Genomic DNA, 12,912 nt, shown 5'->3' on the forward strand with positions numbered 1-12,912 from the left:
CATTATCTTATTTCATTTTAAAAAACCTGTATTGGGAGGTTAAAAACCATGACGAACTATTTATCTAAATTTATATTTTACGATTAATCATCACTGTGAAATATAAATAAAAATCACAAAAATAAAGAGGAGTGTTTTTAAATGAAAAAATTAACCATATTAGGTGCAACAACATTAGCAGGAACTTTATTATTTACAGGAGTTAATACACATGATGCAAATGCATCTGAATACCAATTAAATGGTAATAACGTTCAATCTATTGCTACATCAGTTTGGCAAAATAATGGTGGCAATCCTGACAGAGTTAAGTTCGACAAAACGCAAGATAAAGGAGACTATTATCTTTTAAATTATCATAATGCTTCTAATGTTGGCGGTGGTGCTATCAGAGTATATAAAGACGGAACTGTAGAAAATGGTTCAGGTCTTTTAGCATCAAACGATGATTCTGATGCTGAATTTTATAAATTAGGTAAATATGATTTTGATAATTCAAAAAGTAATGACCAACAACAAGCGACTGACAATAATGTAGCTACTCAAAACAATAATCAATCAGAAAAAGCGACTGACAATACAGTAAATACTCAACAAAACGATCAACAAACACAAGCTACAAATAGTAATGATGCAACTCAAAGCAATACTCCAGAACAATCTCAAGCGAAAGCATTACCAGAAACAGGACAATCTAATACAACATTCGTTACAACAGTAGCAGCTATTTTATTAGCTGTAGGTTCATTATTAACGTTCAGACGTGTGTCTAAAAACCAATAACAACTAATTAAGGGAGTATCTCAAATCATAGATACTCCCTTTTTTATTATTCATTTGAATCCATATCTATTTCTGTAGTATTTCCACGTTCTAAATCAGCTATAGATTTAGCTAAATGTTTAGCGTTGGCCGGTGATTGTTGTAAGTACAATGTTTCCATGATGGCATTATAATTATTTTCGGAAATCAATACAGCATTATGTTCATTAGTAGTAATAGTCACAAAATCTAAATCAGTATTCACTTTATTTATCAGACTTCTAAAATTTTTTCTAGCATATGAATAAGAAACTACGGTCATAATAAAAACACCTCCGTTTAAATTTATTTTATTATAAATTCAACGAAAGTGTTTCTAATTTATTAATACTATTTAGAGAGAGGACATATAAATATCTTCTCCCCCTATTTCCTTAATAAACCATAATTGATATCTCTATTTAATCTTGATAACGTGACACGACTGTTGCGATACCTTGTCCGCCACCAATACATAATGAAGCAAGTCCTGTTTGTTTGTCCTCGTTTAATTGATGTAAAAGTGTTACTAAAATACGTGCACCTGATGCGCCGATAGGATGACCTAATGCAATTGCGCCACCTTTTGTATTAACTTTGTTTTCAGGTAATTGAAGTTCTTGATTTACAGCTAAGGCTTGTGATGCAAATGCCTCGTTTAACTCAAATACATCAATGTCATCTATTGATTTATTTGTACGTTGTAATACTTTGTTTACCGCTTCAACTGGTCCAATGCCCATAATAGAAGGATCAACACCACTTGTACCGAAACCATCTAACACTGCGATAGGTTTGATGTTTAATTCTTTAGCTTTATCTTCAGTCATCACTAACATCACAGATGCACCGTCATTAATGCCTGAAGCGTTACCTGCAGTCACTGAGCCATCCTTTTTAAAGACTGGTCTTAAATGACTTAATTTATCCGCTGTTGTTCCTTTGCGAACGCCTTCATCTTGAGATACTACTAGAGGTTCACCTTTACGTTGTGGTACTTCAACTGGCACAATCTCTGCGTCAAAAGCGCCACTATTTTGTGCTGCTTCTGCTTTTTGTTGGGATTGAGCTGCAAATTCATCTTGAGCTTCACGACTAATGTTATATTTGTCGACTAAGTTTTCAGCTGTAATACCCATATGATAGTCATTAAAGACGTCCGTTAGACCATCTGCTACCATACTATCGACTAATTTTTGGTCCCCCATTTTAAATCCAAAGCGCGCATTTTTCATTAGCATTGGGGATTGTGACATGCTTTCCATACCGCCTGCGAGTACGACTTCATTATCGCCAGCTAGAATAGATTGATACGCAAGTTGAATAGATTTCAAACCTGATCCACATACTTTATTAACTGTAAATGATGGTACTGTTTCTGGTAAGCCACCTTTCATCGCCGCAATTCGTGCAGGGTTTTGTCCTTGGCCAGCTTGTAAAACATTGCCTAAGATAACTTCATTAATTTCTTTAGGATCGATATTTGTTGTTTTTAAAATGTGTTGTATTAAAGTTGCTCCTAATTCGTAGGCAGGTAGGTCTTTAAATGCACCTCCAAAAACGCCAATTGGTGTACGATATGCTTCAGCTAAAACGATTCTAGACATAAGACATATTCATCTCCTTCTCATTTATATATAGGTATGTCATGTTTTCATCATTAATGAATAAATCAACGTTTCCTCACCCATAACATCATGGATAAATCACTCATCAATTGAGTTAACATGAAAAGTTAGTGACTAAATTTTTATTTACTCATTGTTGACATTTTACCAAAATCTTATTCACATTTACCAGAAAGAGCCTATTAACAAGCATCATTATTTTAAATTAAAACAATAATTAAAAATGAAACACTAGAAAATTCATATAGTTCTTTAAAATGATTAAAATAGTATTCAGTATTTAAAAATAAATCTATAGACTAATACGACATATTTATAGCGAGACTCCCGAGGGAACCGTACTAGTTGTAGACCCTAGAAATATTCACGGGTTTATCTGTGTAGTATTTCCGGCTGAAACTGTGCCCTGGGAGGAGAGTCGATTTAAAACAGTACATAAAAAATAAACCAACTAAAGTTGGGGGCTTTAGTTGGTTTTATATGTTGGTCTGTTTATATTTTATATTTTTTAGCTTACATTATACCTCTTCGTTAAGGTTTGGGTTTAAGTTCGATTATGATTTATAACCGAAATCTGGAATATTATGCCAACGCTCTTTAAAGTAATGTGCGATAGCTTTTGGCTTACGATCACGAGTGAAGATACCTTTTTTATTACCTTGAACACGGATAATACCATTTGATGTTTCAAAATCAGCAAAGTTCCATGTTTGTTCACCAATAAATTGAGGATATTGATCCATCACTTCATGATTGGCTTTATAGTATCTTAATTGATATTCTTCTGTAAACATTTGATCATCAATCGCATGCATACCTGCAACTGTATCAGCGCCATACTCTGTAAACATAATTGGTTTATTAGGTTGACGCTTAGACCACTCAGATAATTCTTTATCCAATGCTTCTTTAGCACTTTCTAAATCACCTGATTGTGTATACCAACCGTAATATCTATTGAGACAAAGTACATCAACTAAATCTTGTACTTCACAAACATCTGGTTGCGCCATTAGAATTGTAACAATTGTCACTGGTCTATTTTGTGGATCTTTTTCTCTTGCTAGGTTAATAAATGGTTCAAAGTATTCTTTCGCACCTTTTTCATTAGAAGCTGGTTCATTCGCAATAGACCACATTACTACACATGCGTGATTTTTATCTCTTTCAATTAATCCTTCAATCACTTCTTTGTGCGCTTGATGTGTTTGAATATCTTTCCACGTATCTTGTTGTTCGGCATCACCAATAAGTTCGACTGCGAAGTTAAGATGAATACCAACACCAGTTGTTTCATCAATCACAACAATACCTTGTTCATCAGCTAGACGCATCATTTCCTCTGAATAAGGATAGTGTGATGTTCTAAATGAGTTTGCGCCAATCCATTTCATCAAGTTAATATCCATCACATTAGCTGATTCATTTAAGCCACGTCCATTATAAAAAGTATCTTCGTGTTTACCGAATCCTTTAAAGTAAAATGGCTTATTATTAATTAAGAATTGACCGTTTTTCACTTCAACTGAACGAATACCAAAACGTTCAGTATAAATATCCACGCACTCAGTACCATTTAATAATTCTACTTTCATATTGTATAAATAAGCATTCAATGGTTCCCATAGACGTGGATTTTCAATAGTAATCTGACCTTCAGTACCCTCATGTTCAGCGACTACTGTTCCTTCTTCATCTAAAACAGTTACTTTAACTTTGTCGATTTGATCACCGTGTTGTTGTGTGCTCACTTTGTAATTCACAATACTTTGTGATTCACTTTTTACTTCAGGATTAATAACAATGTTCTCAATATAAGTTTGAGGTGTTGAATAAATTTTCACTGGGCGATGAATACCTGAGTAGTTAAAGAAGTCAAAGTTAGGTACATTGACAGGTGTCACATTGCCGTCTTTATCTGTACGTTCACTATAGTTTCCTACAGGTAATGTACTGTGTGTCAGAACATTGTTCACAACAACTGTTAAACGGTGTGCACCAACAGTAGCGATATCAGAAATATCCGCTTCAAATGGTAAGAATCCACCTGAATGTGTCACGACTTCTTGACCATCGATATAAACTTTAGCATGATGTGTCACAGAGCCGAATCTTAATACAATGCGTTCACCTTTTAGATGTTTAGGAATAATGATGTCGCGTTCATAACATACATCACCTACGTGAGTTCTAATAGTTTGAATCACACCTTGATCATTAAATGAACCGGGAACAGCCATTACCTCATCTGTATCTAAAGGTTGGCTTACATCAATTTTCTCTTGATGCTGAATTAATTTAAATTTCCATGTTCCACATAAATCAAGTAGTTGTCTTGTTTCTGTAAATATTGGATATAACAACTTAAGCTCCTCCTATTCATTAAACACCAGAATATGCGTTAAATCCTCCATCAATCGGTAATACTACACCATTTATAAAGCTAGATGCTTCTTCGCTTACTAGGAATAATAATGCACCAATAAGTTCTTCTGGTTTACCAAAGCGCTCCATAGGTGTCGCATTGATGATTTTTCTAGAGCGATCAGTGTAACTTCCGTCTTCATTTAATAATAATGCTTCATTTTGTTTTGTTAATAAAAATCCTGGTGCAATCGCATTGACGCGAATATTAGTTTTAGAGAAGTAAACACTTAACCATTGTGTAAAGTTACTAATTGCTGCTTTAGCACCACTATAACCAGGAATTTTAGTTAATGGTGTAAATGCGTTCATAGATGAAATGTTGATAATTGATGCTTCTTCTTTATCTAACATATCAGTTGCGAATACTTGTGAAGGAATAAATGTACCTAAGAAGTTAAGATCCATCACAAATCCTACGCTCTTTTCATCTAAGTCGAAGAATGTCTTACCTTCTTGATCAAGTTGGCCTTCAAAACGTTCATCATCAGTTGTACCTTTTGGAGAATTTCCGCCAGCGCCATTGATTAAAATATCAACGCTACCGAAAGCTTCATTAACTTCTTGTTTTACTCTTTCCATGTCCGCTTTTTTAGTGACGTCTCCTAAAAATACTTTAGATTCTCCACCTAATGCTTTGATTTGATCAACTAAACCATTATTATCATCTGCAATTCCAACCATAGCGACTTTAGCGCCACTTTGTGCTAATGCTGTTGACATCGCACTTCCAAGTACGCCTGTTCCGCCTGTAATTACTACTACTTTGTTAGTTAAATCTATATTGAAAGGTAATTTCATAAATTGATTTCTCCTTTAGTTTATTTGTTAGTTTTACTAACTGCTTCATATAACCCATTTAAATATGTTGCACCTAAGGCACGGTCATACAATCCATAACCTGGTTTACCTGTTTCGCCCCATATCATACGTCCATGGTCAGGTCTAATTGGTCCTTCATATCCGAAATCATACATTGCTTGAACGACTTCATACATATCAATAGATCCATCTTCAGATAAATGACCAGATTCTTGGAATGATTTGTCACCAATTAATTTAACATTACGTGCATGTACAAAATGAACACGGTCTTTTTGGCCGAAATAACGTAACATATCTACAAAGTCATTTTTTCTATCTGCACCTAAAGAACCAGAACACATTGTTAATCCATTACTTCTAGAATCATATAAGTTAATGAATCGTTCTAAGTTTTCTTTGTTAGTGATGATACGTGGTAAGCCAAAGATATTCCAAGGTGGATCGTCCGGATGTATCGCCATTAGAACGTCTTCCTCTTCAGCAACCGGAATGACTTTTTGAATAAAGTAATTTAAGTTTTCCCATAATTTTTCTTCATCCACTTGTTTATAATCTTCAAATAATTGATTTAAGTCTTCTTTTGTATAACTTGAATCCCAACCAGGTAATGATAATTCACCACTTAGTGGATTCATTTTTTCAACATCTTTCTCATCATAAATTACGCATGTAGATCCATCGTCTAAGCGATAATCTAGTTGAGATCTTGTCCAGTCAAATACTGGCATAAAGTTATAACATACTGTGTTAATACCAACTTGTCCTAAATTACGTAAAGTTTGGCAATAATTTTCAATATATTTATCTCTTGTCGGTTTACCTAATTTAATATCTTCATGTACTGGGACACTTTCAATTACAGATATTTCCATACCTGCATCTTCTACTTCTTGTTTTAATGCTTTGATTTTATCTAATGGCCATACTTCTCCAACTGGCACATCGTATATCGCAGTTACAATACCTTTCATCCCTGGTATTTGTTTAATATATTCTAAGCTAATGGGATCATCTTTCCCATACCATCTAAATGACATTTTCATAGTATTGTCCTCCTAAATAAGTTTGAAATAATGATATGCATTGTTATAACAGATGTTCTCAATCATTCGTTGTAACAATTGATCATCATTTGGAATTTCACCTTTTTCTACTAAATCACCAATAAATGTAGATAAAATTCGTCTAAAGTAATCATGTCTTGAGTATGAAATAAAGCTTCTTGAATCAGTTAGCATACCTACGAAATGCATTAACAATCCTTGGTCTGCTAATGATGACATTTGGCGTAACATACCTCGTTTTGTATCATTAAACCACCAACCAGCACCGTGTTGAACTTTACTTTGAATGCCAGGTTCAGTTTGGAAGTTTGCAATCGTAGAACCTACAATATCGTTATAAATTGGGTTTAAATTATATAAAATCGTTTTTGGTAAATGATTACCTTGTTCCATCATGTCTAACGTTGCGTTTAAATGATACGCTAAGTTGTCTTGATCTCGGATAGAATCAAATCCAGCATCTCTACCCACTTGTTCAAACATTTTAGTATTGTTATTTCGGATAGCGCCAAAGTGAATTTGCATTACCCAACCATGTTCATGATAGGCTTTACTTAATTCGTTCAAAATAAATGTTTGGAATTGGAATGCTTCACATTTTGAAACGTCTTCATTATTTATAGCCTTATTGAAGATTGCTTCAATATCTTGTGTTGTATAACTTTCAAAATGTATTTCTTCTAAACCATGGTCAGCAAGACGTCCGCCTTTGTCATGGAAGTATTGAATACGTTGATTTAACGCATCTACAAATTGAGATGGATTATCTATTTTATGTGTTAAGCCTTCTAATTTTTGTATTAAATCAGTAAATGCTTTGTCACCAACTTTGAACACATCATCAGGTCTAAACGCTGGTAAGACTACAGTTTTAAAATCGTTTTGTTCTTTAATTTCATCATGATATTTTAAGTCATCTGTTGGGTTATCAGTTGTACAAATCAAATTAACATTTGAATTAGTGATTAATGATTGTGTCGTCACGTTATGTTCTTTTAAATAATCATTTGCTCGGTGATAAATCTCTTCAGCATTGTCACTTGTTAATAAGTCTTCAATTTCAAAGTACATTTTTAATTCTAATTGTGACCAGTGATATAGTGGATTACCAATTGAATTTTCTAATGCTTCAGCCCACTTTTTAAATTTCTCAAGTGGTTCAGCGTCTCCAGTAATGTATCTTTCTTCAATACCTTGTGCACGCATTGCACGCCATTTATAATGGTCACCACTTAACCATAAGTCAGCAATATTATCGCATTTAACATTATCACTAATTTGTTTTGGATCTAGGTGACAATGATAGTCGTAAATCGGCATTTCTTTCGCGAAATCATGATACAAGTGTTTAGCTGTTTCATTTTCTAGCATAAAGTCTTCGTTAATAAAAGCCATGCTCATTTCACTCCTTATATTTCTTCTCTTAATGCAAGTTCTTTAACAATTTGTTTATGTCGTTTATCTGTTAATGGATACCATATGAAGAAGATAATTAATGCAAGTAAACAAGCCACTGCCGGTACTGCGAAGAATAATATTTTAAGACCTTGAATTGTACCAGCTGATTGTTCTACATTTGGTTTGTATCCTATTAATGTTAAAGCTAAACCAGGTACAAATCCTGCAAGTGCTTGTGATACTTTTCTTGTGAAACTGTAACTAGAATACGTAATACCTTCAGAACGTAATCCAAATTTCCATTGTCCGTATTCCACAACGTCAGCAATGAATGCCCAAATAACAGTGTTTGGAATAACTAAGAAGAATTGTGCAATAGTATTCATTACTAAGAACATGATGTGGTTTTCACTAAATAATAGGAAATTTATAGATTCGAATACTACAAAACCACCAATACCGATAAGTGCTGTTGCTTTTTTACCCATTTTTTTACTAATAAGTGTTGTTGCATATAATGCAGGTAATAATACAACAAAGTTCAATGTACTTACTAAACCTACTAAATTAGGTTCATCTAATACATATTTAAAGTAGTAAAGCTGACAAGATTGAATTAAGAACATTGACATGATTGTTAATAATGTAAAGATTGCTAATACTGCAAATGCTTCGTTTTTCACTAAGTTAAAGAATGCTTTTTTATTAAGACCTTTTTCTTTAGGACGTTCAACAACGTGACGTTCTTTAACACCTTTATAGCAAATCAAATGGAATATAACACCGAATACTGCTAATCCAGCAACAACTACTGGATAACCTATAGCATGGTTATCAAATTTTGATACTAATGGTATAACGACAATTCCTGCTATAAATAATGCACTTTGTGAACCTAAGTTTCTAAATACAGACAATTGTGTTCTATCATCTGAGTTCATTGTCATAGCAGCAGATAATGAACCGTAAGGAATGTTAACAACTGAATATGCGGCATTGAATAGTAAGTATGTAGCAAATGCCCACACTACTTTTCCTGTATAACTAAAATCGGGTGCAGTAAATGATAAGACCGTTACAATTGCTAATGGTACAGTTCCATATAAAATAAATGGTTTGAATTTACCTTTGGGACCAATATTACGTCGTGAGTCGACGATAGTACCTACACCAGTATCAACAAATGCATCAAATATCTTTGCTACCAAAAATACAAGACCACCATAAAATGCTGAAATACCTAAAATATCTGTAAAGAACATCATTAAATAAATTTGTCCCATGTCAAACATCATACCGTTACCTAAGTCACCAAAACCGTATGATAACTTTTCTTTAAATCCTAAAGCAGGTTCTGCAATATGATTAAGTTTTTTAACTTTTCTACTTTCTCTTTTTTCAACTGTGTCTCCCATAATCGTGCCTTCTTTCTATCTATTAATGTCTCGGTTACTTTGAATAGACGCGTAAATATTTTCTAGACTTGCATAACTAAAATCACCAAATATATTGTGTTTATAGCTCATGTTATAAATTCCAAATTCAACAATTTTTGCTAAATTCCATTTCTGCATAATCCCATAAATGACACCTACGCTAAATGCATCCCCAGTTCCTAATCTATCCAATATATCGACATCTATAGGATCAGTTTTTACTATCTGATTCTGTGTAGATAGAAATCCTTGTAAGCGGTTTCTTTTATGGCTAAAAATTTTTCTCTGTACAAACGCAATATATTTAATATTGTATTTATCGTGAATTTGTTCTAAATATGGTTGTATTTCCTCAATGTCAGCCATTCTATCTAATCCATCTTTTTGGTCATGTCCTTCATTGTCTGGCAAAGCAATTGGTTCATAACCGAAGACTAAATCCACATCATATAATATGTCTGACATTTCTTTTCTAGCTGTTTCAAAATCCCATAAAGCAGCTCTAAAATTCAAATCGCAACTTACAAATAGACCTAGCTTTTTGGCTACTTTTACAGCTTTTTTCAAAAATTGTAATAGCTCGTTATTCAAACCAGCTGTAATACCTGTTATGTGGAACCAATCATGTCCCTTTAGTATTACTTCGATATCATCATCACGATGATAAAATTGACTAAATGTACTCATTTGACGATCATAGATAAGTCGATGTGCGCGTTGTGCATATCCACTTTCAGTAAAATAGAGTCCTAACCTTCCTTCTGCTTGGCTAACATGCTTTGTATCAACGTTATACCGTTTTAAATTTTGAATGATTTGGTTTCCTAAATCATTGTTAGGTACAGCGCTAATCATCGCAGTATCAATGCCTAATCCTGATAATCCAATGGCGACGTTCATTTCTGCGCCACCGTAGTACGTATCAAATGATTGAGCTTGATTGAAGGTTTGATGATTCGGTGTGCTTAATCGCATTAAAATTTCGCCAAATGTGATGAATGACATCTCATCACCCTCTTATTTTTTTGAATTTTTCGACAAATTTTTGTGTGTTTTCTTTGATAACTGAATCGTTACCGTCTTTGGAACCTTTCATTAATGCACTACCAATTCCAACTGCATACGCACCTTTTTGATACCAGTCTTCCATGTTATCTAATGACACGCCACCAGATGGCATTAATTCAATATGTGGAATAGGTCCATGTATATTTTTAATAAAATTAGCTCCTAATAAATCTCCAGGGAATAATTTCACTAAATCAACACCTGTTTCCATTGCTTGAACAATTTCTGTGACTGATCCACAACCTGGTAAATATGGTATTGAATAACGGTTACACATTTTAGCAATTTCAGGATCAAAGTGTGGACTAACTACATATTCTGCTCCATTTAAAATAGCTAATCGAGCGGTAGTACTATCTAAAACTGTACCTGCACCAATCACTACATCGTCATGTGTTTGATGTTGATTTAAATATTGAATAACTTCTTCAGCTTGTGGTGTTGTGAAGGTAATTTCGATATTATAAATACCGCCTTCTATCATTTGATTTACAGCTGCGATCGCATCATCTTTACTTTTACCTCTTACAACAGCTACAAGGTAATTTTCATGTAAACGATTTAATATCTCTGCTTTTTTCATTTACTCAGCTCCTTGCTATTTAAAAAGTTTTTTTCTTCGCCAACCCAACTTCATTATATTTCCAAATGAGAAAACGTCAATTCAGTGTAAGTTACTAGGAATTAACAAAAAATAAAAACCCTCTCATCCAATCTTTAAAAAGAGTTGGTATCAAAGGGTTTTTAAAATATGCTCATTTTCAGTGTGAATTCAGTGAGCGACATATTTCGTAGCACTCATTTATCTTTAAAAAGCATGTTTTTATATGATTTTTTGTAATTTTTTTAAGTCTTTTATAAAATTTTGACATCATTTTCAGAAAAATCAACTATTTTTAAATTTTTCCTTGGCTTTAGCTAGTGAAAAATAAAAATGAATGATAGTTTTAACATGTAATGTAAAAGTTAAAGAAAAACATAAACATTTACGTTATGTAACTTTTTCATCGTTTTCGTCATTGTGAGATTTTTTATATTCTAAGGGCGCAAGTTGATACTGCTCTTTAAAACATTTTGAAAAATAGCCTTGTTGTTTAAAACCTACATAGTTTGCTATTTCTTCAATTGTCATAGGCGTATTAATTAATAATTCTCGCCCCTTCTCAACACGTACCTTCATAATATATTGAGACATAGACTGTCCCGTTTCTTTCTTAAATAATCTTGAAAGATATGACGGCGCCAACCCAACTAAATCAGCCAATTCTTCTAGATGTATCGGGTGGTCTAAGTTAATTTTTATATGCTGAATAACGGTGTTGATATTAGAACTATAATTTAAAGATCTTACATTTAATGCCGCACGCGCATAATCATAAATCATTTGTTTCGTAAGCACACCTAATGTTTCGACATCCTGAGCATCATCAATTTTAGCAGCATAATATGCTGACAGTTCATTGATGATGAGTAAATTCACTTCTGCTTTTTCTATACTTTTACGACATAGCGTATTAAGCAGATAGGCTTTGTATTTATGATTTAATAAATCATCTTTGACACGTCTAATACCGGAAACCGAAACTACCATCACAGAATATAAATTTAATGCTTCATCGACATTGCCGTTTTGAATAGCTGTAAGCATCTTATTCTCAATGTCATAAGCTGTTTTGATTCTGTTAAATGTATCTTCATATTGCTCTTTATCATGTGCATGTGATTCAGGATTACGATGAAAACTAAAATCTATTTTTTCAACTTTATAATGTACATTTCTATTTTTCAAATATCGTACTGTTAAATGAGCCATCTTTAACGCTTGGCTATATTGACATACTGGTATTTGCAAAAGGTATTGTTTTAATATTGATAATTTAGAATATTTAATTTGTACTTGTTGTAACATCTCATGGCACCTTTTTTCATTAGGTCTCTGATGTAAAAACGGACCAAGAATGACAACTCGATTATACTTTCTATACTTAAATAATAAAAAATTAACATCAAATTGGTTCACATAATGATAAATACAATCACTTTTCATATCTTCCAAAAGTTTCTTTAACTCTAATTTGTATTTTTTACTTTTAGTATTGGTAAAAGGAGACTTTAAGTGGTTGCTAACATTTTTTAAATCTAATAAATCATAATGATTTATATCAACCATTAATAATTCAAACGCATGTACTTTTAAAACATCAAAAATTTGTTGATTCAACATAATAAACACCTTCACTTAAGACTATAAAAAGAATGGAAAGGATT

11 protein-coding genes are annotated in these 12,912 nt (G+C 33.0%); 1 reads left to right on the forward strand and 10 read right to left on the reverse strand.

Annotated features, from left to right (window positions below):
- Positions 1-141 precede the first annotated feature (141 nt).
- Positions 142-783 (forward strand): LPXTG cell wall anchor domain-containing protein, encoded by a 642-nt coding sequence (locus N524_RS0111765; RefSeq protein WP_029056606.1) that lies wholly within the window; start codon positions 142-144, stop codon positions 781-783.
- 46 nt (positions 784-829) lie between these two features.
- Here the strand turns inward: N524_RS0111765 and N524_RS0111770 are convergent, their stop codons facing one another.
- From N524_RS0111770 to N524_RS0111815, 10 genes are all read right to left on the reverse strand, one after another.
- Entirely contained in the window at positions 830-1,084 is a 255-nt protein-coding gene (locus N524_RS0111770) for a type II toxin-antitoxin system Phd/YefM family antitoxin (protein ID WP_029056607.1), read from the reverse strand.
- Between the two features lie 139 nt (positions 1,085-1,223).
- Positions 1,224-2,408 (reverse strand): acetyl-CoA C-acetyltransferase, encoded by a 1,185-nt coding sequence (locus N524_RS0111775; RefSeq protein ID WP_029056608.1) that lies wholly within the window; start codon positions 2,406-2,408, stop codon positions 1,224-1,226.
- A gap of 575 nt (positions 2,409-2,983) precedes the next feature.
- Positions 2,984-4,792, reverse strand: a complete 1,809-nt coding sequence (gene uidA / locus N524_RS0111780) for a beta-glucuronidase (RefSeq protein ID WP_029056609.1) — start codon at positions 4,790-4,792, stop codon at positions 2,984-2,986.
- A gap of 19 nt (positions 4,793-4,811) precedes the next feature.
- Positions 4,812-5,654, reverse strand: a complete 843-nt coding sequence (locus N524_RS0111785) for an SDR family oxidoreductase (RefSeq protein WP_029056610.1) — start codon at positions 5,652-5,654, stop codon at positions 4,812-4,814.
- A 20-nt stretch (positions 5,655-5,674) separates the two neighbouring features.
- Entirely contained in the window at positions 5,675-6,721 is a 1,047-nt protein-coding gene (gene uxuA, locus N524_RS0111790) for a mannonate dehydratase (RefSeq protein WP_029056611.1), read from the reverse strand.
- Positions 6,722-6,733: 12 nt separating this feature from the next.
- Entirely contained in the window at positions 6,734-8,137 is a 1,404-nt protein-coding gene (uxaC, locus tag N524_RS0111795; RefSeq protein ID WP_029056612.1) for a glucuronate isomerase, read from the reverse strand.
- Between the two features lie 14 nt (positions 8,138-8,151).
- Positions 8,152-9,555 carry a glycoside-pentoside-hexuronide (GPH):cation symporter gene (locus tag N524_RS0111800; protein WP_029056613.1) on the reverse strand — a complete coding sequence of 468 codons (1,404 nt, stop codon included), beginning with the start codon at positions 9,553-9,555 and terminating at the stop codon, positions 8,152-8,154.
- Positions 9,556-9,570: 15 nt separating this feature from the next.
- A complete protein-coding gene (locus tag N524_RS0111805; protein ID WP_029056614.1) occupies positions 9,571-10,581 on the reverse strand; it encodes a sugar kinase in 1,011 nt (336 codons plus the stop codon).
- Between the two features lie 4 nt (positions 10,582-10,585).
- Positions 10,586-11,227, reverse strand: coding sequence for a bifunctional 2-keto-4-hydroxyglutarate aldolase/2-keto-3-deoxy-6-phosphogluconate aldolase (locus N524_RS0111810; RefSeq protein ID WP_029056615.1), 642 nt, complete (start codon positions 11,225-11,227; stop codon positions 10,586-10,588).
- 408 nt (positions 11,228-11,635) lie between these two features.
- Positions 11,636-12,868, reverse strand: a complete 1,233-nt coding sequence (locus N524_RS0111815) for a helix-turn-helix domain-containing protein (protein ID WP_029056616.1) — start codon at positions 12,866-12,868, stop codon at positions 11,636-11,638.
- Positions 12,869-12,912: the final 44 nt, after the last annotated feature.

Source organism: Staphylococcus sp. URHA0057 (genome assembly GCF_000620265.1).
Classification (GTDB): domain Bacteria; phylum Bacillota; class Bacilli; order Staphylococcales; family Staphylococcaceae; genus Staphylococcus; species Staphylococcus pasteuri.